This is a genomic window from Streptomyces oceani, from assembly GCF_001751245.1.
Lineage (GTDB): Bacteria > Actinomycetota > Actinomycetes > Streptomycetales > Streptomycetaceae > Streptomyces > Streptomyces oceani.
On record NZ_LJGU01000127.1, the window covers coordinates 46,335 to 68,127 of the forward strand.

Genomic DNA, 21,793 nt, shown 5'->3' on the forward strand with positions numbered 1-21,793 from the left:
AAGCACCTTAAGCAATGGAGGACTGCACCGTGACGCTGCCCCAAACCAGTCGTGAGTGGCACCTGACCGCCCGCCCGGACGGCTGGCCGAACCCCCACCTGTTCTCCCTTCGTGAGGCTCCGGTCGCCGCACCGGAACCAGGCCAGATCGTGGTGCGCAACCTGTATCTCTCCGTGGACCCCTACATGCGCGGCAGGATGGACGACGTCAAGTCGTATGTTCCGCCGTTCCAGTTGGACCGTCCGATGGATGGCGGGGCCGTCGGCGTCGTGGTTGCCTCCGAGTCGGCCCAGTACGAGCCGGGGGAACACGTCCTCCATCAGCTCGGCTGGCGCGAGTTCGCCACACTCGAAGCGCGGCACGCCGTGCGCGTCTCCGAGGATCTCGCTCCGCTCAGTACGTACCTCGGCGTGCTCGGGATGCCTGGCCTCACGGCCTACGCAGGCTTGTTGGAAGTGGCGTCGTTCCGCGCGGATGAGGCCCTCTTCGTATCCGGCGCCGCGGGCGCGGTGGGTAGCGAGGTCGGCCAGATCGCCCGCCTCAAGGGCGCCTCCCGGGTGATCGGTAGCGCCGGCTCCGACGAGAAGGTCCGACAACTCACTGAGGAGTATGGCTTTGACGCGGCCTTCAACTACAAACACGGCCGAGTCACCGAACAGCTCCGTGAAGCAGCTCCGGATGGCATTGACGTCTACTTCGACAATGTCGGCGGCGACCACCTCGAAGCCGCACTCCACGCACTCAAGCTGCACGGAAGAGTCACCGTCTGCGGCATGATCGCGCAATACAACGCCACTGAGCCGCCACCCGCGCCCCGGAATCTCTCCCTGATCATCGGCAAGCGTCTGCGACTCCAGGGAATGATCGTCATGGATCACAGCGATCTGATGCCGCAGTTCACCGAGGAGGTCTCAGGGTGGATGCGTTCCGGAGAGCTGAAGTATCGCGAGACGGTCGTGGAGGGTATCGAGAACACCCTCGATGCCTTCCTCGGTGTCCTGAAGGGCGAGAACACCGGAAAGATGGTCGTCCGCCTAAACGAGTGACACCCTGCCAGCTCTTTCGCGCTGTTCGGTCTTCGTGACTGCCTTCCTCAGTCCTCGTCGGTGACGACCTGCTTGAGGGCATCCACCCGGCCAGTCGTAGTGTTGTCACCGGACAGCGGGGTAAGGGCGCGGACCCCTGTCCCACGTATCCGTACAGGAGGATCTTCATGTCCATCCAGCCGGTCGAGGTCAAGTACACCGCGGTCGCCACAGCGGAGAACGGCCGCGACGGCCGAGTAGCCACTGATGACGCCAAACTGGACGTCGTCGTCAACCCGCCTGCCGAGATGGGCGGTAGCGGTGCTGGCACGAATCCGGAGCAACTGTTCGCAGCTGGCTACAGCGCCTGCTTTCAGGGGGCCCTCGGCGTTGTCGCCCGTAAGGAGGGCGCGGACATATCCGGCTCCACCGTGACCGCCAAGGTGGGCATCGGAAGCGTTCCGGAAGGGGGCTTCGGCCTCACCGTGGCGCTTTCCGCCCACATCCCGCATGTGGACCAGGCAACCGCAAGGGACCTAGTCGAGAAGGCGCACCAGGTCTGCCCTTATTCGAACGCCACACGCGGCAACATCGAGGTCACCCTCGACGTCGCCTGACCGTCGGGCGGCAGCCGCTCTCCTGCCCTGCCCCGCACTGGCCAGGGCAGGAGGGTTGCGGCCGAGCGCTGCACTGCTGCACGCGGCATGCGGTGCTCTGCGATCCCAGGCAATGAGTGCGGTGCAAGGGACTACGCCGGGGGGCAGACCAGAACCTTTCCCACTTCCGGAGCCACGCTTTCGACAAGGTCAATCGCCTCGTCGAAGGCGGTCAGGGGAAATTCATGAGTGATCAGTGGTGCCGGGTCAAGCAGCCCGGCGGCGAAGGCTCTTAGGGCATACGACCACGCCCGTGACGGCGCCCCGAATACGGCGTGCACGGTCAGCTGGCTGACCGCCAGGTGAACGGGGTCAATTCCCTGCGCGCCAGGCTCGAACATGCCGGTAATCACCGTGCGCCCGCCTCGACGGGTCAGACGACAGGCATCCTGCGCACTGCCAGGGGCGCCAGCCGTCTCGAGCACAAGATCGAACCTGCCTCTGAGGACTCCGGTCTCCGCGTGCCCGGCAGCCTGGGTCGCCCCCATCGTCAGCGCGTGTTCGGCACGCCGTACTCGCGGATCGATCACGGTCAGCTCCACCGGCGAGTACGCCTGCAGCAACTGCACAGTGAGCAGTCCGAGAGTTCCCGCGCCCAACACGGCGACCCGGTCCCCGGGGCGAGGCTCCGCCCTCATCACCGCTGCGGCACTGACAGCTGCCGGTTCCAGCAGGGCCGCTGCTCGTAGATCGGCCTTGTCGTCCAGCGTATGCAGGGAGGTGACCGGGACGATCAGGTGATCAGCCATGGCCCCAGGTCGAGTGAAGCCCATCTCGTCGTAGCCGCTCTCACACAGGTTCGTCGCCCCCTCCCGACACCGCTCGCAGCTGTGGCAGGCGCGGATACCCTCGGCGACGGCCTTGCGCCCGACAAGTTCGGGGTCCACACCCTCCCCCACTCGATCGACGGTGCCGGACCACTCGTGCCCGGGGACCACGGGATAACGGACATAGCCGAGCGCCCTCGTCCCGTCGTAGACCTCCCGATCGCTGGCGCAGAGTCCGACGGCACGCACCGAGATCCGCACGTCACCAGCACCCGGCTCCGCTGCTGGCCCCCTGACCAAGCGGTGTGTACCGGGCTTGTCAAGGACGATGGCACGGGCGGTCACGGTCACGTCAAACCTGCCTTGTTCCTGGACCGCCTGGGCCCGTCTTCTCCAGCGGCCCGCCGGGGGCGGTCGGGCCCGCAGAGATTGTGCCGCTCGGAAGCGGTTTCGGTACGAACCCGGATTCGGCGTGCCGCGCGGGAAAGCAGAGAGGGCATGAACAGCCCTGTGCCACCGGCAGACCTCCCTCCGCCCTGAGGTTCAGGGCGGACCGCTGGTGTGCCGTGCTCCCCCACCGAACTCTCCTCGCAGACGCATGGATCGCAGCGCCAACTCGAGTTCGAAGCGACTGTCCGGGTCGTCGATCTCTCTCCCCCACAGTTCCCGGATCTGTCGCAACCTGTAGCGAACGGTCTGCGGGTGCACTCCCAGCCGTCGTGCCACTTCCGGCGCGCCGCCCCTGGTCTCCAGCCAGGCGAGCAGCGTTTCCGCCAGTCGGATACGGTGCCCGGGGCCGCACGAGTCGAGTGGCGCGAGTCGGCGCCTGGCCAGGTCGCTGATCAGTTCCTCAGGCGGAAGCAGGACGAGCGCCTCGGTGTGTTCCGTGCAGTGCAACAACTCTCCGCTGGGCAGTAGCCCACGTTCCATCATCCCCACGGCGTTCTGTGCCCAGTGCAAGGACTTCACCGCCCCGGCGACCGGCACCTGCGGCCCGATGGCCCCCGACCACCCAGCGGTCGCTCTGCGCACCAACTCCGCCCGACCAGCAGTGTCGGGATCGGGAATGACCATGCGCGGCTGGTCGCACTCCATGTCCAACAACACCTCGTCCCCGACGGCGGGCGCCACGGCGGAGCGTGCGGGCCGCAGAAGCACCGCCACCTGGACGGTGTGCGGCACAGTCCAGCCGATACGCGCGGCACGGTCGGCGAGCAGTTCCGCGACCTCCGCCGCGGATCTCTGGGGTTCGGAGAGCATCAACTCAAGCAGTCGGCGCTGCAGTCGGAGCCGTTCGCCGGCCCGTCGCGCGGCGGCTTCGGCGTAGCCGCGCACGGACTCCGCGACCAGTCCGTCCAGGAACTCGAAACCCACGTCCGCCAACTCGTACATGGCCGGAGCCGGGATCTCCATCTGGATGCCGATGGCCGCGAGCCGCCGCCAGGACATCCGGATGCCCATCCGGTAGATGGCCTGTAGCGAGTCGAGACTACGGCCCTGCAGCACCTCACCGCGGCCGAACCCCTGGAAGACCTGGGAGGGCACTCGTGGCGTGTCCAAACCCTTGTCCAGGTGCTCCACGAAGTGCTCGAGCGCGCGTCGGATTCCGAGTAGGGCCAGGGGCTCACCGTTGTCCCCGAGCACGAGCGGAAGTTGCGGATACTCGCGTTGAATCTCGCCGAGGATGTCCTCAGCCAGTGTCGGCACCTCGGCGAGCGCGCGTTCCGCGAACTGCCGCACCCGAAGTGGCGGCACATCCTGCCAGGCTGAACGTGCCGTGGCGGACGTCACAGGTCAGTCCCCGGATTCGGTCGAGGGGGCCTCCGCGCTCCGGGACGGCGCCTTCTCACTCGCTACCGCGTCCGGGCCGGCGGAGGCATCGGATGGAGCGGACGTGTCAGGTGACTCGGGCGAAGGACCACCCGGTTCGCCAGAACTGTTCGCATCTTCGGAGCCGCCGGGTCCATCGGAGCCGACTCCACTCGGGCTTCCGTCGGTCGGTTCCGCGGCGTCGGAACCACTGGCAGAGGGCCCCGGAGACGCTGGCGGGGAGGTCTCCGCGTCAGCGGAGGACGAGCCGAAGTGCACCAGCGGGACATTGGGCTGTTCCGGCGTGGAGTTCAGGGCGGCCACGATGCCGAGAGCTGCGCCCACTGCGAGAGCAGCGGCTACGACGCAGGTCAGGGCGGCTGCGAGGAGTCTGTGCATGGCGCGGCAAACCTCTCTGACGTGAATGCGCACCGGCCCCGCCCCAGGGCCTGCCAATAAGTTACTCGAGTGTCAAAGAAGCATTGACGTCGTGTCAAGACGTCGCCTACGTTTCCGGCTCATACGAAGCCCCCACAGGTCGCAACGGAGTCTGCACGGCTTCTTCTCCGAACGCGCACTTTTCCTCGCAGCATCGCCTGACCCCGGGAGAAACCCACTATGCGCCGTTCCACCTCACCGTTGTCGCTGACCCTGTTGGGGTTCGGCGTGTTTCTGCTGGTTCTCGCACCGATGCTGGCCTGGTACGTCGAGCCCCGCGCCAAGCGCACGCCCATCGACATCAACTCGACGACCGTGCTGACCGGCACCGGGAAGTACTTCGACCAGGAAGCGCTACGGACCAAGAGCGGCCAGGAACTCACCGTCACACGCCGTGTGCTGGGAAACGTCCAGGCCAGCGAGAAGCACGGAGTCGCCATCTGGGACGTGTCCCAGACCATCGACAACCCCAAGACCGTCAAGCTCAACGATCCGCGCAAGGCGTTCCAGTGGACTACCGAGCGCTGGGTGACCGACCGGGCCACGAACAAGGCCGTGCACTGTTGCGGCGAGTCACCGAAACGCTTCGGGGGCGACGCCTATCTGAAGTTCCCCTTCGACATGGAAGAGCGCACGTACACCTGGTGGGACAGCACCCTCGGAGACACCGTGCCACTGCGCTACAAGGGGCGGGCGGAGGTCGACGGCTACTCCGGTCTGCGCTTCACCGGTTCCGTGGACGAGCAGGTCAAGGTCGGCACTCGACAGGTTCCGGGACGTCTCGTGGACGAGCCTGACCGCGGTCAGGTCAACGCCGAGGAGTGGTACTCCAACGAGAAGATCAACATCGTCGTGGACGAACGTACCGGGCGCATTCTCACGGTCAGCATCGCGCCCAAGATGGTGTTGCGGGCTCCCGGAGGCGAACGGGACAAGGTCACCCTGCTGCAAAGTGACAAGCTCGAGTTCACCGAGAAGACCCGGGACGAACAGGTCGAGCTGGCCTCCGCCGACAGCCGGAAGCTGCAGCTGGTCGGCGAAACGGTGCCGGTCGCGGGCGCGGCGAGCGGCGGTGTGCTGGCCGTCACCGGAGCCGTCCTGGTGCTCCGTGGCCGGGGACGACAGGCCGAGCACCGGGCTCCGTAGAGCGCGATGTGATGAAGCACGGCTCCGCCGGCCGTGGAAATTGTCACCTGGGTGAGTAGCACGTCCCGTGCCTCGAAGCGAACACTGAGCCTTCCACAGCGCATCCCGCCCCGGACGCCGTGTACGAGCCGCGCACTCCCCGTTCCAGCAGCAAGCCCGTGTACGAGCACCCCCGGCACGAGCACCCAGGCACCACACCTCTGGTACGAGTCCGTCCACCTCCGAGCCGAGTTGGAGCGCTGATGCCCCAGTACGTGCGACCCTTCGGGGTCACCCCTCGCACCGCCCCGAACGGCAGGGCCACCGCCGCGCCCCGACCCACGCTGCCGCCGGGCCCGTCCGCGGGAGCGTCCGCGGCGCTGGGCACGGCCGCGACGCCGGAACCGCCGAAGCGCATCGTGTTCCTGGCGCGCCGGGACCTGGACAACCCGGCGGCCGGTGGCTCCGAACTGCTCATCGACCGGATCGCGGACGGACTGACCGCCCACGGCCACGAGGTGACGCTGTTGTGCGGCGGGCCGGCGGCGTACCGGGACTACCGGGTCGTCTCGGCTGGTGGGGACGCCGACCACTTCCTACGCGCCCGGCGCGCCTTCGCCCGCCAGGTCGGTGACTGCGACCTGCTGGTCGAGGTCTCCAACGGGATGCCCTATCTCGCGCCGTTGTGGCACCACGGCCCTACGCTGTGCCTGGTCAACCATGTGCACACGGATCTGTGGGGCATGCGGTATCCCGCTCCCGCCGCCCGGTTGGGCCGGCGCCTCGAGCACTGGGCACTGGCGAGCAACCACCGACGCAACCTGAAGATCGCCGTCTCCGGTTCCACCGCCGAGGCACTGGCGGCGCTCGGGGTGCCTAGGGAGGACATCCGCATCGTCCACAACGGCGTGGCGGAACCGGGGCCGCTGTTGCCGAAGTCCCGCGAGCCGCTGTTCCTCGCCATGGGCAGACTCGTCGAGTACAAGCGCATCGACCTGCTCCTTCGCCTCTGGGAGCGTGTCCGTCCGGTCACGGGAGGCCGGCTCGTGATCGTCGGGGACGGTCCGGAGCGCGACCGTCTGGAGGCGATGGCCGGTCCGGACGTCACCTTCACGGGGCTGGTCAGCGAGGCGGAGAAGCACCGGCTGCTCTGCGAGTCCTGGTTGCTGCTGCACCCCTCGATGGTCGAGGGCTGGGGTCTGGTGGTGACCGAGGCCGCCGCCCGTGGCACGCCGTGCGTGGGTTTCGACATACCGGGACTACGCGACTCGGTCGAGGTCGGGGCCACGGGCCTGCTGGCCCGGGGAGAGAGTTCGTTCGCCGCGCACTGGTGCTCCCTGGCGCTGTCCGCCGAGCGGCGTACGGCACTGGGCGAGGCCGCCGAACTACGCGCGAGACGCTTCCGTTGGGCCAACACCGTGCAGGGTTTCCGCACGGTCGCCGCCGAGGCGTACGTCCGTGCCGACGGCCCCGTGCCAGGAGCGGTCGGGCCCGGCCAGCGCGCGCCCCAGCAGCGTGCCGCACCGTACGCCGCCCCGTCCACGGGCTCCGGCAACTCCCGTGTCCAGCGGACCTCGAGTTCCCAAGCACCGGCGCACCCCGGACGGCCGCGGCGCGCGGTCTCCGCGCGCGAGCGGCAGGGGTGATCCGGCGTGCGGGACCCGTCCCTGCGAAGATCCCTCGCTCTCTTCCGCGCCTTCCTGCGTGAGCCGTCCGAGCCGGAGCGCTGCTACGAGTTGCTCGCTCGGGACGCCGCTGGGCAGGTCGAGCGTTTCCAGCCGCTCCGCGGAGCGACCGTCGTCGACATCGGCGGCGGCACTGGGCACTTCACCGAGGAGTTCCGCCGCCGCGGCGCCCAGAGCTTTCTCTTCGAACCGGACCTGGCCGAACTGACCGCGGGCGGACGCCGCCCGGAGGGGGCCGTGCTCGCGGACGGTTACCTGCTGCCGCTCAGCGACGGCTCGGCGGACGTCTGCTTCTCGTCCAACGTCCTGGAACACGTCTGGGACCCGGTCACCTTCGTCTCCGAGATGGTCCGTGTCACCCGCCCCGGCGGGTTGATCTACCTCTCGTTCACCAACTGGTACTCCCCCTGGGGCGGGCACGAGACCGCCCCCTGGCACTACCTCGGTGCCGAGCGGGCCCGCGCCCGCTATCGCCGACGCACCGGCCACGACGCCAAGCACACCCTCGGCGAGAACCTCTTCGCCGTGCACATCGGCCCCACGCTCCGCCAGGTACGCGCCCGCGACGACGTACGCGTCCTCTCCGCCCGCTCCCGCTACTGGCCGTTCCTGCCGGGTGTGATCACCCGCGTACCGGGCCTTCGCGAGTTCGCGACCTGGAATCTCCTCCTCATCCTCCGGCGGTGCCCCTCATGACCACCAGCGCCCTCAGCCCGCCCGCCCCGGCGGGCCCGGGACGACCACAGCACGCCCGTACGACGTCCAAGCCGCCGCCGGAAGGGGAGCGGCGCGGCAGGCGCTGGCTGCTCGGGTTCTGGCTGACCGTGTTCGTCGCCACACTGGCCGCCGCGCCGGGGAAGGTGACGTTCGACACCAAGCTCGGGGTGTTCACGGACCCCTGGCGGTTCCTCGGCGAGCTGACCGGACTCTGGCAGGACCAGGCCGGGTTCGGCGGCATCGCCGACCAGTACGTCGGCTACGCCTTCCCGATGCTGCCGTACTACGCGCTGACCGATCTGCTGCAGATCCCGATCTGGCTCGCCGAACGGCTGTGGCTCTCCCTCATCGTGACGGCCGCCTTCTGGGGCGCGCTGCGCCTGGCCGAGCGGTTCGGCGTGGGCTCGGCCCGCTCCCGACTGCTGGGCGCCGCCGCGTACGCGCTGTGGCCGACCTTCACCATCGTCATCGGCTCCACCTCGGCCGCCGCGCTGCCCGGCGCGATGCTGCCGTGGGTGCTGCTGCCGCTGACCTCGACGACCGCCTCGCCGCGGGTCGCGGCGGCCCGTTCGGCCCTGCTCATCCCGTTCATGGGCGGTGTGAACGCGGCGTCCACCCTGGCCTCGCTGCTGCCCGTCGGCTTGTACGTCCTCAGCCGCACCGGCCGCAAGCGCCGCACGCTGATCGCCTGGTGGACTCCCGGCGTGCTGCTGGCGACGCTGTGGTGGGTGGTGCCGCTGCTGCTGCTGGGCATGTACGGCGAGGACTTCATGCCCTACGTCGAGCAGGCCGACACCACGACCGGCACCATGTCGGCGACCGAGATGCTGCGCGGCGCCGGCAACTGGACCGCGTACCTGAACTACGGCGAGCCCTGGCTGCCGGCCGGTTGGGCGATGGCCACCGGGGTGCTGGCGATCCTCGGCAGTGCCACCGCGGCGGCGGTCGGCCTGGCCGGGCTGGCCCGGCGCGACCTGCCGGAGCGGCGCTGGCTGGTGCTGACCGCGATCACCGTCACGGGCATCATGCTGGCGGGTTACGCCGGCGGGCTGGGCGGTCCGCTGGCGGAGACCGTGCAAGGCTGGTTGGACGGCACGCTGCGGCCGTTCCGCAACATCTACAAGTTCCAGCCCGGGCTCGCGCTCGCTCTGGCACTCGGCTTGGCACACGTGGTCGGCCGGCTGTCGACGGCTCCCACGGGCGCGGCCGGCCGCGACGGCGGCAGCGGACCAGGCGACGGGGCACCAGCCGGCGGCGGGCGTACGGCCGGGCCGCGACGCTTCCTCCCGGCGCTACTGGCGCTGCTGGTACTGCCCGGGCTCGCCGTGCCGTACCTGAAGGGCGACATCCTGCAGTCCGGAGCGTACGAGAAGCTGCCGAAGCACTGGGAGCAGACGGCCGACTGGCTGGAGAAGAACTCCCCGGACACCCGCGCCTACGTCACTCCGGCCACTTCGCACGGCATCTACGACTGGGGCTCGCCCATCGACCAGCCGCTGCACGCGCTCGCCGAGTCTCCCTGGGCACAGCGGGACTTCGTGCCCTTCGGCACGCCCGGGAACCGGCGTGCGCTGGACGCGGTCGAGCAGGCGTTGAAGTCCGGCGGGGAAGTGCCGGGCCTGTCGGAGTTCCTGGGCCGGGCAGGGCTGTACAACGTCGTCGTACGGAACGATCTCGACCCGGACCAGGTGGGCTACGTGCCACCCCAGACGGTCAAGCGCACCCTGGAGGCCTCCGGATACGAGAAGGTCACGGCGTTCGGGCCGAAGGTGACCACCGGCACCATCCCGGCGAACACGCCCGTGGACATCGTGGGGCTGTATCCGCGCCCACAGTCGGTCGAGATCTACCAGCCGACGGACGTCCCGCGGCCGAAGGAGGTCACCGCCAAGCCGGTCTCGGAGACGACCGTCGTCAGCGGCGGCCCGGAGGCACTGCTTCCGCTGGCGGACGATCCGGCGGTCACCGGCCGTCCCACGGTGCTGGCGGGCGACGCGCATCCGGGACTGTCCAAGCCCGAGACCCGGGTCCAGGCGGACGGTCTGCGCCGGGCGGACACCCGGTTCGGCCTGCTCACCAACAACACCTCGGCGACGTACGGGCCCACCGAGCGCAACGACCCGGACAGCGTCCAGGACCCGGGCGAGAAGCCGAAACAGATCCTGCCCAGCGAGGGCACCGAACACCAGACGACCGCGACCCTGCGGGGCGCGGAGTCGGTGACGGCCTCCAGCAGCGGCAACTGGCTCTTCCACCTGCCGCAGTTCGAGCCCGTCGGGGCCTTCGACGGCAACCCGGATACCGCCTGGGCCGAGGGCAGCGCCGGGGAGAGCGAGGGACAGTGGGTTCGGGTCGGCTTCGACGAGCCGACCAAGATCCCGAAGAAGCTCACGGTCACACCGCTGCCCGGCGAGCAGGTGCGCGCGGTTCCCACGAGCGTACGGGTGGAGACCGACCAGGGAAGCAGGGAGAGCCCTCTCCAGCCGGACGCCAGCTCTCAGGAGATCCGCGCCCCCGAGGGCGAGGCCGAGTGGTTGAAGCTCACCATCACGGGGACGGAGGACGGCCGGGCGGGTCTGAGCGGAGCCGGCTTCTCCGAGATCTCCATCCCGGACGTGCAGGTCACCAAGCTGCTGCGGCTCCCGGAGGACGCCGGCAGCGACCCGGTGGAGGGTGAGGTGATCTCCCTGAACCGGGCCAGCGACCCGGGCGGTCTGTCCGAGGTCTCGGCGGAGGAGGGCCTGCACCGACGGTTCGACACCGCGGGATCGGACGACTTCGCGATCCAGGCGAAGGCGCTGCCGGTGCCTGGCACCGAACTCGACAACCTGCTGGACGAGGTGGCGCCGGGCAGCCGCGACCGGTTGACCGCCACCGCCGACTCCACCAGCCGGTTCTCCACCCAGACCAGTCCGCGCTCCCTGGTGGACAAGAACCTCACCACCTCGTGGGTGGCGGGCGGTGACCCCACCATCCATCTGCGTTGGCCCGAGAAGAAGAAGATCACCGAGATGGTGCTCGCCGGCGCCGGCGGCATCACCGCCCGCCCCACCGAGGTGCGGATCAGCTCGGACGACGGTGCCGTCACCACGTCCGTCGACGAGAACGGCTGGGCCCGCTTCGGCGAGATGGAGACGGACTCACTGGACATCACGGTCACCGAGACCGAGCAGAAGACGGTGCACAACCCCTTCGCCGAGGAGCAGATGCAACTGCCCGTCGGACTCAGCGAGGTGCACATCCCCGCGCTGGACGAACTGCGGGCCGCCGCTCCGGACCCGGACAAGGAGTTCGAGTTGTCCTGCGGCTCGGGCCCCGTACTCGCCGTCGACGGCAAGCTGCACGCCACCAAGGCGTCCGGCAAGGTCAGCGACCTGACCGAAGGTCGACCCGTCGACGTCGAGTTGTGCGCGGGGAAGGCGAGGGACGGGACTCTGTCGCTGAACAGCGGACAGCACACCGTGGAGGCCGGCGGGGTCGGCCCGCTCGCCATCTCCCAACTGCGGCTCGGACGCGGAGACGCGGTCCAGGCCGGTTCCGAGACAGAGGCCGGGGGTGGTGACGCGGTGCGGACCCAGCGGTCCGCCTCGGAGCGCGCCGAGGGGCGCGACGTCACGGCGACCGACTGGACGGGCGACGACCGTACGATACGGGTCGGCGCCGGCGACGCGTCGTACCTCCAGACCCACCAGAACGTCAACGACGGCTGGAAGGCCACGCTGAACGGCGAGGAACTCACGCCGCTGCGGCTGGACGGCTGGCAGCAGGGCTTCCTGGTGCCGGCGGGCGAGGGCGGTGTCATCACGCTCGAGTACGAGCCCGCCGGTTGGTACACGGGCTCGCTGGTGGCCGGCGGCTTCGGCCTTCTCGCCCTGCTGGGTCTGGCGTTCGTACGCCGCCGCTCCGGTACGCCGCTGGGCGCGCAGGACCGCGCGTACGACGGCGCCTACGACGACGGAGAGCACGGCCGGTGCGGCCCCGGTGCGCCGCCTCGGCCCAGCTGGGTGCTGGGCACGGTGGTGGTGACCGCGGTGTTCGCGCTGGTCACGGGCCCGTACGCGCTGATCGTCCCACTGCTCGCGCTGTTGGCCCGGTTCCGGCCGGCGCCGTTGGCGCCGCTCGCGCTGCTCGCGATGCTCGGCGCGGGCGTCACCGCCGCTGTCGGCGCCGCAACCGCGGACTCCGGGATTCCCGTGGACGAGGGCGCCTTCGGACGGGTCGCGCAGGCGCTGGCGTTGCTGGCGCTCGCGGCGGCGCTGGTGACGGCGCCGGTCCGGGAGCGGGACGATACGGCGGAGGACTCGGCCGCCGATGCGGAGGGGGACGACGGTCCCGGCAGGGGAGGCGCAGGTTTCGGACCCCGACCGTACGAGTTCGACGAGCCGGCGACCAGCCAGTTGCCCGTGCTCCCCGGTCAGGCCGTGCCGGCCCCGGGCGGCACCCGGGAGCAGGCGCCGCTGCCGCAGCGGCATCCCGAGGCCGGCACGGAGCCGCCCGCCGGGCAGACCCGGCAGCTGCCACAACAGCCGCCACCGTCCGGGTCCCAGCGGCAAGCACCCCCGCAACACCCGACACCACAGCACCCGCCGCGCACTCGGCCGGCGCCGCCGCCACCGGCGCCACCACGGCGGGGGGAGGAACCCGGTCGATGACACAACAGCGCTTCGACGGCATGCCACCGGTCTCGCCCGGGGCGGACGCGCCACACGCCGCGTCCGCCCCGGGGGGCCTGGGCGCCCGGACCGACACCCCGGCCGGGCCGTCCGCTGACGGGCCGCCTTCGGCCGAACCGCCCGGTGGCACCAGCGCGGAGACCCCGCGTCAGCCCGGTGAACGGCCTCCCGAGGAGCGTCCCGCGGAACCGGGACGCGTCCCCTTCCCCACCGTCGACGAGATCTCCCGGCACTGCCTAGCCGACGGCGAGCCGGAGACCGTACACATCGAGATCCACCTGCCCGGCTCGCTCCGACCCGAGCGGCTACGGGCGGCCGTACGCGCGGCGCTGCGCCAACACGCCCGTATCCTCGTCCGGCAGGCTCCGCACCGCTGGTGGCACCGGCACTACTGGTGGGAGCTGACGGACGGCCCGGACCGTGACCCGGTGTCCTACCCGGGCGGCACCCTGGAGGAGGCCCGTCGGCGTGCCGTCACCGACTGCCCGCCACTCGACTCCGCGCCGCCGATCCGGATCGAGGTGATCGAGCACGACACGGGCACGGTGCTGCTCGCGGTCATCAACCACACCGCGCTGGACGGCCCGGCCTGCCTCCGGGTGCTGGCCACCGCTGCCGAGCGGTACGGCCAGGCGGACAACGCGCCCACTCCCGCGCCCGTACGCGCCCCGCACGGCGGCCAGGGTGCCCCGGAACCAGCGCCGTCCACGTCCTCCTGGACCCGGCCCGCCCGGATCAGCGCCGAAACCCGCCGGCCGGCGGCGAGCGGCAACGGCATGCTGGTCGTGGAGTTGCCGCTGCCGACCCGCCCGCCCCGCGCGCCCGACGGCGCGGCCGCGTACACCGTCAACGACCAGTTGCTGGTGGCGACCTGGCTGATGTCCGCGCGCTGGAACCGGCTGCACCAGCGAGCGTTCCGGCCCGTGCGTATCACCATGCCGGTGGACGACCGACCCCGTACCCTCGACATGCCCATCGGGAACGGCACCCGGCTCGTCGAGGTCACCTTCGGCGCGGAGGAGCGGGACCTGCACGAGGCCCTGGTCGGCGCCGAGACCCCGGACCCGGCCGCCGTGACCCGGATGCTGCGGACGACCGCGGCCCGCACCCGTGCGCTCAAGGCGCTGCGGCGTCCGCAACTCGGCTTCAGCGGGGGCCTGCTGACCACCGGTCTGCTGCCGATCGGGCTGCGCGCCGCGTACACCCGGGCGCTGCGGGGGCTGGCCGGGCCCTGGGCGTCGACCACGCTGCTGTCCAACATCGGCCGGGTGCCGTATCCGATGGACTTCGGCGACGCGGGACGGGCCACCGCAGTGTGGTTCTCAGCGCCCGCCCGATCGCCGCGCGGACTGTCGGTGACGACGGTCTCCACCAACGGACGACTCCAGCTCGCGCTGCGCTGGTCACACGCGCGGCTCGACGACGACGCCGGCCGGTCGCTGGGCGAACTCTTCGCACGGGCGCTGGAGTCGACCGCGCACCGGCCGGAACCGGGAGGCACGGAGTGACAGGTACACCGAACGGACTGCCCGACACCCCGGCGGAGGGGGTGTCTGCCACGGCGGCCGCGCCGACGGACACTCCGGCGGACGCGCCGTCGCACGCCTCCCCGCCACGGCCCGGCCACCCGACCCGACTACGCGACCTGTACGAGGACCCCGCCACCCCGGTGGCCTCCGGCCCCGACCGGAGCCGCCGACAGGCCGCGATCCTGCGGCGCGCCCCTGCNGAACGGACTGCCCGACACCCCGGCGGAGGGGGTGTCTGCCACGGCGGCCGCGCCGACGGACACTCCGGCGGACGCGCCGTCGCACGCCTCCCCGCCACGGCCCGGCCACCCGACCCGACTACGCGACCTGTACGAGGACCCCGCCACCCCGGTGGCCTCCGGCCCCGACCGGAGCCGCCGACAGGCCGCGATCCTGCGGCGCGCCCTGGGCAGCGCCCCGCAGACCGTCCTCGACATCGGCTGCGGTGACGGCAGCGCCGCGGCCACCGCCGCCCGTACGCTCCACCAGCACCGCATGATCGGCGTCGACTGGTCCCAGGACGCGCTGCGCCGGGCCTCCCGCCACCTCACCGCCGTACGCGGCGAACTCACCCACCCCGGCCTGCCGTTCGCGGACGGCGTCGCGGACGCCGCGCTCTTCAGCGAAGTCATCGAGCACCTCGTCGACCCGGACGCCGCCCTGGAGGAGCTGCATCGGGTGCTGCGGCCCGGCGGCCATCTGCTGCTCTCCACACCCAACCTGGCCGCCTGGTACAACCGCGGGCTGCTGCTGGCCGGGGTGCAGCCGGTGTTCTCGGAGGTCAGCATGCGCGGCATCCACGGCCGGCCCGGCTCCCAGGTGGTGGGCCACCTGCGGCTCTATACCGCGCGGGCGCTCCGCTCGCTGCTGCCCGCGTCCGGCTTCGAGGTGATGTCGATCACCGGGGCGCCCTATCACGACGTGCCACGGCCCCTGCGTCCCTTGGATCGGCTGGCCTGTCGCGCTCCGTCACTCGCCTCGATCCTGCTCGTCCACGCCCGGCGGCAGTGATGATCTGGGGGGTCGCCTCGGCCCTGCTGGCGAACGTCCTCTTCAGCGCGGGCTTCGTGGTCGAGAAGCGGGCGTTGGCCGGGCTGCCGCCGCTGTCCGCCGCCCGACCCGCGCAGGTGGTGTTGTCGCTGTTGCGCAGCCCCCTGTGGATCGTCGGGGCCACCTCGCTGCTGCTGGGCTTCGCCGCCCAACTGGCCGTCTACCGGACGCTGCCGCTGATCGCGGCCCAGGGGCTGTTCGTCACCGGACTGGTGATGCTGCTGCTCCTGTCGGCGCGTTTCCTGGGTGAGCGGCCCACCGGGCGCGAGCGACAGAGCATGGTGGCGATCGTCCTCGCCCTCGTGATGATCGTCTTCTCCCTGCGCGGCAGCGACGAACAGATCAGCAGGCTGGCGCCGGTGCCGACCATGCTGCTGATCTGCGTCCCCTCGCTGGCGGTCGGCCTGGGCGTCTTCCTGTCCGCCGAGCGGCGCGCCAAACGGCGCCACCGGCTGCCGACGGCGGGCGTGCCGTACGGCGTGGCGGTCGGCTTCCTGTACGGCGTCAGCTCCCTGGCCATCAAGGGAGTGGCCGGGCTGCTGGACTTCGGCGACCTCGCCGGCACCGTGTCGGCCATCCTGACCTCGCCCTACCCGTACCTGCTGATGGTCACGGGCTCCACCGGGCTCGTGCTCTCCCAGACGGCGTTGCAGCGCTGTCGGGCCTCGCTGATCGTGCCGGTGTGCACCACAGTCACCTTCCTGTACACGGTGGTCAGTGGCACCGTCGCGTTCTCCGAGCCGCTGCCGGAGGAACCGCTGCGGTTCGGGCTGCGGGTGGGCGGCGCGCTGCTCGCGGTGTCCGTGCTGCTGGCCCTCCCCCGGCACGACGAGCCGAGCGAGCAACCGGAAGGCGACTCGGGCACGCCCTCCACTGGTACGGCCGCCACCCCGGCTGACCCCGCCACCGCCGGCGCCACCGAGGACCCGCCGGCCCCCCGCCCCGAACTGCCGCTCGCCGGCCCCCCGATCTCCGCCGCGGGCCGTACGACGCCGGTGACACCGGTCGAAGCCACCACCGCTTTCGTACGACCAGCACCGCCGCTGCCGCGCCGCCGCCCCACTGCCGCCGAACCCCCGGCCACCCGCCGTTCCGAGTCCGAATCCGACCCGACCCCCCTCCGGAAAGGGCGCTGACATGTCTCCCGACGACCCACTGCTGAAGATCCTGGCGTGTCCCCTCGACAAGGGGCCGCTCAGCCTCGTCCAGCCCGAGGACACGCTCTACAACCCTCGGCTGCGCAGGAGTTACCCGATCGTCGACGGAGTGCCGCAGCTGCTGCCCTCGTCCGGGCAGCCCGTCACGGAGGAGGAGCACGCCCAGCTGCTGAAACGGCTCGCCGCCCCCGAGGAGCAGCCCTCATGACACTCGCCGCCCGCCTCGCCCCCCATCTGCCCCCGGCCATGCTGGCCTCCGCGACGGACCTGCTGTACCCGCGCTTCGAACCGGAGTTGCGGCGCCTCGCGGACTTCTGCCCGCTGGGCGGCACGGCGGTGGACATCGGGGGCTGGTACGGGCCGTGGAGCCGGCGGATGGCCGCGCGCGCCGAACGCGTGGTGACAATCGAGCCGGTGCCGCACCTGGCGGACCGGCTGCGCGCCACCACCCCCTCCCACGTCGAGGTCCTCCAGGCCGCGGCCACCGACCACAACGGCACCGCCACCCTGTGGCTGCCGCCGAACGGCCGTGGTGACCGAGGGGTCTCCTCCCTCGTACGCCGCGAGGTGCACGACGTGACCCTGGACGTCCCCTGCCTGCCGCTGGACGAACTGTCGCTGGCCGGAGTGTCGCTGCTGAAGGTGGACGTGGACGGCAGCGAACTCGCCGTACTACGCGGTGCGGAGGACACCATCCGACGCGAACGACCCGCGTTGTTCATCGAGTTGGAGGTACGCATCCAGCCGCTGGGCCCGGTGCTGTCCCTGCTGCGGGAGCACGGCTACACCGGCTGGGTGCTGCCGGGGCGCGAGTGGCTGAAGCTGGACGACTTCGACCTCGCCACGCACCAGAGCCGCACGGCGCACGTCGCCGAGGACGGTCTGCTACGGCGCTCGCTGGCCCCACACCGGCGCTACGTGAACTCCGTGCTCTTCCTGCCGGACGGCAGCCGGCCGGGCGCGGTGTGAGGCGTACGCGGGCGGCTCTACCGCGTGCCCACGAACGCCCGCCAGGCAGCGGGCGAGAACGCCAACGCCGCACGCCCCACCTCCTTGGAATCCCGCACCCGAACAGCGTCGGAAGCAGCGGCGACCTCAACGCACTCGCCACCATCACCACCGCTGTAACTACTCTTGAACCACGTCGTTTCGGCGTCGTCGGCAAGTTGCCTGATATTCATGCCTCTCCCATCACCCGGTCGACGAGGGCCAGCGACTCCTCGGGGTCCAGCGCCTGAGCACGGAGAATGCCGTACCGCTGTGTGAGCACGCTGACCTCCTCCTTCTCAGAGATCAGGAAACTGCCCCGCTGGCCCTCGATATAGGCGAGGTTACGTCGCTCAGGCGTCTCAAGCAGCACCATGGGCCCCTCCAATCCAGCATGCGACTCCCGCTCGGTGGGCATGACTTGCAGCGAGATATGACGCATGCGGGCACATTCGGCCAGGCGCTCCAGCTGTGCCTTGAGCACCGTTGGGCCGCCAATGGGGCGCCGGATCACCACTTCCTCGAGGACGAAGCCGAGAACAGGCAGTGGCCTGCGCGTCAGCAGATTCTGTCGGTCGATCCGCGCCGCGATCCGACGATCGGTTTCCTCGTCGTCCGGTGGCGGACAACTGCCGGAGATCACCGCACGCGCGTAGTCCTGGGTTTGCAGCAAGCCAGGAATGATGTGATTGCTGTAGAGGTACAAGCTCACCGCGTCCGCTTCCAGAAGCGCGAAGTCCTGGAACCAGGACGGGAACCGAGCCTCCACCAAGTACGCCCCGCCGGCCCGCAACAACCCACCGGCGGCGAGCGCTTCGTCCACCCGCTCGATGAGTTCCTGCTGTGGCACGCGCCGGCCCTGCTCCACAGACGCGATCGTGGACTCCGAGTATCCCGCCCGGTCCGCCAGTTCGGCCCTGGACAGGCTGGCGCGGGTCCGTAGGAGCTTCAGCTGACTGCCGAAGTACTTGAGCGTCGTGGACGCCGAGTCGCTGTGTTGCCCCATCCTCACCACCGTCTCCCGTGACGCGTCGCTCCGGCGACTCGCCAAGCTGCCCTCTGCGACGGGCAGGTGGTTACGGACCACCGCACGTACACGCCACAACTGTCCGCGTACTTCGCTGCCCGTACACCCAGTGCCCATCCACACACTACGCAGCGTTGCCGAAGCTTGCGGCATGACAGCAGAACTTCCCTCACCCAGAGTGATCCAGCACCGCCCGCACGACGAGTCCGCGCGGCGCGCGCAGTTCCGTATGCGCTTCTCCTCCACCGCTCGCGGAGCCCGGCTCGCCCGACGCCTCACGACCGTACGGCTCGACGAGTGGGGCGTCCCGTACGACAGCGACGCTTCCCACACCGCTGCGTTGATCGTCGGCGAGCTGGCGACGAACGCCACCGTCCACGGGCACACCTCGGGACAGGACTTCGCCCTGTCCCTCTCCCTCACGACCGTGGAAGGCACGCGCGTCCTGCGTATCGAGGTGTCCGACACTGTCGGCCGCGCTGGTCTCCCGGAAACCGTGACCCCGCCGGACCCCTCGGTCGAGACCGGTCGCGGTCTGCTCCTGATCTCGGCACTCGCCCGCCGATGGGGCAGCACCGAGCGCGCACACCCCACGGCCGCCGGTGGGAAGACGGTCTGGGCGGAGCTGGAAGTCGGTTGAGCCAGCAGGGCAGCAACACACAGGCCAGTCGCCAGACGTGCACACCCGGGTCAGCATCAGGCGGACTTGCGCGGCGCCCGCTTGGTCGCCGGCTGCTGCCCGGTCTGCTTCTTCCGGGTGGCGGGCTCCTCCGAAGCCCGCTTCGTGGCGCCCTTCTTCGCGGTCGTCTTCTTCGTGGCCGTCTTCTTCGTGGCCGTCTTCTTCGCTGCCCCCTGCTTCGCCGCGGACTTCTTCTCCGCCGTCTTCCGCTGTGCCGACTTGCGCGCGGCCCGCTTCCCGCCGGACCCGGCCTCCGCCGGTGCCTCGGCAGGCCCCTCCTGCTGCCGCAACTCGTGCACCGTCGCCTCGGCGTCCTCGGCATGGGACTCCTTCGCGGCCTGTACGGAGCTCTCCAGCACGGCCATCAGGTCCACCACCTTGCCCCCGGAGGCGGCCGGCGCGCCCGCGCCCTCCTCCCCCACCGGCTCGCCCTGCTCCTTGGCGGCGATCAGCGCCTCCAGGGCCTCCCGATACTCGTCCCGCAGCTCGGAGCGGTCCAGCTCGCCCAGCGTCTCCATCAGGGTGTCCGCGAGGTCGAGCTCCGCGTCCCGTACCGCCACGTCGCCACTCGGGGCCATGCCTTCCGCGGAGCGGATCTCGTCCGGCCAGAGCATCATGTGCAGGGCCAGCGTGTCCCCGTACACCCGCAGCATGGCCAGGCTCTCGCGACCACGCAGGGCGAGCTTGGCGATGGCGACCTTGCCGGAGCGGTTCAGCGCCTCGCGCAGCAGCACGTACGGCTTGCTGGCGCTCTGCCCGTCCCCCGCCAGGTAGTACGTACGGTCCAGCTGGATCGGGTCGATCTCCTCCGCCGGCACGAAGGACAGGATCTCCACCGTCTTGGCCGTGGGCAGCGGCAGCGAGGCCAGGTCCTCGTCGGTGAGCTGGATGCGCGAACCGTCCGCCGTCTCGTACGCCTTGCCGATCTCCTCGCTGGGCACCTCCTCGCCATCCAGGTCACACACCTTGCGGTAGCGGATACGGCCGCCGTCCGTCGTGTGTACCTGGCGGAAGGACACACTGTGGTTCTCGGTCGCGGACACCACCTTGATCGGGATGGAGACCAGGCCGAAGGATATGGACCCTTTCCAGATGGAACGCATCTTTTGTCCCTTCTATGGGACTCTCAGGGTATGCCCACTGTGGAGATCGAGGGCCGTCGAGTGGCGCTCAGCAACCTCGACAAGGTGCTGTACCCGGCGACCGGCTTCACCAAGGGCGAGGCGGTGCACTACTACGCCGAGCTGGCCGGCAGCGTGCTTCCGCACCTGCGGGATCGTCCGGTGTCCTTCCTGCGCTATCCGGACGGGGTGGAGGGCGACCGGTTCTTCGCGAAGAACGTGCCGCCCGGCGCCCCCGAGTGGGTGACGACCACCGATATCCCGCACAGCGGCGGCACCTCGGTGCGGCACGTGCTGTTGCAGGACCTGCCCTCGCTGGTGTGGGCGGCCAACCTCGCCGCGCTGGAACTGCACACCCACCAGTGGCGGGCCGCGACCCCGCGGCGGGCTGACCGCATCGTCTTCGACCTCGATCCCGGAACCGGCGCCGGCGTGCTCGACTGCCGTACGGTCGCGATCTGGCTGCGGGACCGGCTGGCCACGGACGGGCTGACCGCGCTGCCCAAGACCTCCGGCGCCAAGGGACTCCATCTGCTGGCGGCGCTGGAGCCCGCCGACTCCGCACGGGTCTCGGCGTACGCCAAGCAGCTCGCCCGGGAAGCCGAACGGGCGATGCCCGAACTCGCACTGCACCGGATGAACCGGGCCCTGCGCGCCGGCAAGGTCTTCGTGGACCACTCCCAGAACTCCTGGTCGAAGACCACCGCCGCGCCGTACACACTCCGTGCCCGCGGCGCACCGACCGTCTCGGCACCGGTGAGCTGGGACGAGCTGGCCGCCGCCGGCACCGAGGACGAACTGACCTTCCAGGCCGCGGACATGGCGGAACGGGTCCGGCGGCACGGTGACCTGCTGGCCCCGCTGCTCGCCCCCGGGCGGGCATCGTCCCTGCCGGAGCCCGCCGGGTGAGCCGCGCCGACGGGCCCGGTCGGCGGCGTACGTGCGCCGTACGACCGACCCCGTACGGCGCGCTCGGCGCGCTACCGCGTGGTGCTGCTGCCCCGCCAGCCGTTCTCGCGCTCCGTCGCCCACTGGTCGTCGGCGTGCATGCGGTGCTCCCGCATCGCCTGGACCCGCTCGCTGACCGACTCCGGCAGTCGATGTCCGACCCGCTCGTTGACCTGGTCAAAGGCCTTGGTCGCCATCCCCATGCCGTTGTGCGCCGCGGACTCCGCCACGTTGCGCACCGCGGGATTACGGGCCATCTGCTGGGCGCTGCTGCGCAGTTGCTCGTAGCGCTCCCGGCCGGAACGGGTGCCCAGCACATAGCCGATCGCCAGTCCGGCGATGAATGTGAGGCGGTGCATGCCGCACGCTCCTTCCCTCGGTCCTTCTCGCATGATCGTTG

At 70.7% G+C, this 21,793-nt stretch carries 19 protein-coding genes; 13 read left to right on the top strand and 6 right to left on the bottom strand.

The genetic code is table 11. From position 1 onward, the window contains the following. Window positions 1-14: 14 nt before the first annotated feature. Together AN216_RS13855 and AN216_RS13860 are read left to right on the top strand one after the other, a co-directional pair. A complete protein-coding gene (locus AN216_RS13855; RefSeq protein WP_070196986.1) occupies window positions 15-1,046 on the top strand; it encodes an NADP-dependent oxidoreductase in 1,032 nt (343 codons plus the stop codon). 167 nt (window positions 1,047-1,213) lie between these two features. Further along, window positions 1,214-1,642 (top strand): organic hydroperoxide resistance protein, encoded by a 429-nt coding sequence (locus AN216_RS13860; protein WP_070196987.1) that lies wholly within the window; start codon window positions 1,214-1,216, stop codon window positions 1,640-1,642. 131 nt (window positions 1,643-1,773) lie between these two features. Here AN216_RS13860 and AN216_RS13865 read toward each other — a convergent pair whose 3' ends face one another. Then, window positions 1,774-2,799 carry a zinc-dependent alcohol dehydrogenase gene (locus AN216_RS13865; RefSeq protein WP_070196988.1) on the bottom strand — a complete coding sequence of 342 codons (1,026 nt, stop codon included), beginning with the start codon at window positions 2,797-2,799 and terminating at the stop codon, window positions 1,774-1,776. 192 nt (window positions 2,800-2,991) lie between these two features. Beyond that, window positions 2,992-4,203, bottom strand: a complete 1,212-nt coding sequence (locus AN216_RS13870) for a PucR-like N-terminal domain-containing protein (RefSeq protein WP_244502457.1) — start codon at window positions 4,201-4,203, stop codon at window positions 2,992-2,994. Between the two features lie 672 nt (window positions 4,204-4,875). Here AN216_RS13870 and pgfA point away from each other — a divergent pair. From pgfA to AN216_RS13915, 9 genes are all read left to right on the top strand, one after another. Then, window positions 4,876-5,841 carry a cell envelope lipid trafficking protein PgfA gene (gene pgfA / locus AN216_RS13875; RefSeq protein WP_070196990.1) on the top strand — a complete coding sequence of 322 codons (966 nt, stop codon included), beginning with the start codon at window positions 4,876-4,878 and terminating at the stop codon, window positions 5,839-5,841. Window positions 5,842-6,083: 242 nt separating this feature from the next. Then, on the top strand, window positions 6,084-7,466 hold the full coding sequence (locus AN216_RS13880; protein WP_079166573.1) for a glycosyltransferase family 4 protein: 1,383 nt from the start codon (window positions 6,084-6,086) through the stop codon (window positions 7,464-7,466). A gap of 6 nt (window positions 7,467-7,472) precedes the next feature. After that, on the top strand, window positions 7,473-8,201 hold the full coding sequence (locus AN216_RS13885) for a class I SAM-dependent methyltransferase (RefSeq protein ID WP_070196991.1): 729 nt from the start codon (window positions 7,473-7,475) through the stop codon (window positions 8,199-8,201). Further along, window positions 8,198-12,874 (top strand): alpha-(1->3)-arabinofuranosyltransferase domain-containing protein, encoded by a 4,677-nt coding sequence (locus AN216_RS13890; protein ID WP_070196992.1) that lies wholly within the window; start codon window positions 8,198-8,200, stop codon window positions 12,872-12,874. Before AN216_RS13885 ends, AN216_RS13890 begins: the two co-directional genes overlap by 4 nt. Further along, entirely contained in the window at window positions 12,871-14,403 is a 1,533-nt protein-coding gene (locus AN216_RS28225) for a condensation protein (protein WP_212732700.1), read from the top strand. Before AN216_RS13890 ends, AN216_RS28225 begins: the two co-directional genes overlap by 4 nt. A 252-nt stretch (window positions 14,404-14,655) precedes the next feature. Continuing rightward, window positions 14,656-15,435 (top strand): class I SAM-dependent methyltransferase, encoded by a 780-nt coding sequence (locus tag AN216_RS13900; RefSeq protein WP_070196993.1) that lies wholly within the window; start codon window positions 14,656-14,658, stop codon window positions 15,433-15,435. Further along, window positions 15,435-16,610: a DMT family transporter gene (locus AN216_RS13905; RefSeq protein WP_070196994.1), complete on the top strand. Its 1,176-nt coding sequence runs from the start codon at window positions 15,435-15,437 to the stop codon at window positions 16,608-16,610. The genes AN216_RS13900 and AN216_RS13905 overlap by 1 nt, the downstream gene beginning before the upstream one ends. A gap of 1 nt (window position 16,611) precedes the next feature. Beyond that, window positions 16,612-16,839, top strand: a complete 228-nt coding sequence (locus tag AN216_RS13910) for a Trm112 family protein (RefSeq protein ID WP_070196995.1) — start codon at window positions 16,612-16,614, stop codon at window positions 16,837-16,839. Further along, entirely contained in the window at window positions 16,836-17,600 is a 765-nt protein-coding gene (locus AN216_RS13915; protein ID WP_070196996.1) for an FkbM family methyltransferase, read from the top strand. Before AN216_RS13910 ends, AN216_RS13915 begins: the two co-directional genes overlap by 4 nt. A gap of 17 nt (window positions 17,601-17,617) precedes the next feature. Here AN216_RS13915 and AN216_RS26985 read toward each other — a convergent pair whose 3' ends face one another. Both AN216_RS26985 and AN216_RS13920 read right to left on the bottom strand, forming a co-directional pair. Further along, window positions 17,618-17,812, bottom strand: coding sequence for a DUF397 domain-containing protein (locus AN216_RS26985; protein ID WP_079166574.1), 195 nt, complete (start codon window positions 17,810-17,812; stop codon window positions 17,618-17,620). Then, window positions 17,809-18,624, bottom strand: a complete 816-nt coding sequence (locus tag AN216_RS13920; protein WP_070197283.1) for a helix-turn-helix domain-containing protein — start codon at window positions 18,622-18,624, stop codon at window positions 17,809-17,811. Before AN216_RS13920 ends, AN216_RS26985 begins: the two co-directional genes overlap by 4 nt. A 172-nt stretch (window positions 18,625-18,796) precedes the next feature. On the opposite strand from AN216_RS13920, the gene AN216_RS13925 reads away from it, so the two are divergent. Continuing rightward, window positions 18,797-19,285 (top strand): ATP-binding protein, encoded by a 489-nt coding sequence (locus tag AN216_RS13925; protein ID WP_070196997.1) that lies wholly within the window; start codon window positions 18,797-18,799, stop codon window positions 19,283-19,285. A gap of 56 nt (window positions 19,286-19,341) precedes the next feature. Here the strand turns inward: AN216_RS13925 and ku are convergent, their stop codons facing one another. Further along, a complete protein-coding gene (gene ku / locus AN216_RS13930) occupies window positions 19,342-20,427 on the bottom strand; it encodes a non-homologous end joining protein Ku (protein ID WP_070196998.1) in 1,086 nt (361 codons plus the stop codon). Between the two features lie 30 nt (window positions 20,428-20,457). Here ku and ligD point away from each other — a divergent pair, with 30 nt between their 5' ends. Next, window positions 20,458-21,354 (top strand): non-homologous end-joining DNA ligase, encoded by an 897-nt coding sequence (gene ligD, locus AN216_RS13935; RefSeq protein WP_070196999.1) that lies wholly within the window; start codon window positions 20,458-20,460, stop codon window positions 21,352-21,354. A 71-nt stretch (window positions 21,355-21,425) separates the two neighbouring features. On the opposite strand, the gene AN216_RS13940 is transcribed toward ligD, so the two are convergent. Continuing rightward, on the bottom strand, window positions 21,426-21,752 hold the full coding sequence (locus AN216_RS13940; RefSeq protein ID WP_070197000.1) for a hypothetical protein: 327 nt from the start codon (window positions 21,750-21,752) through the stop codon (window positions 21,426-21,428). Window positions 21,753-21,793 lie beyond the last annotated feature (41 nt).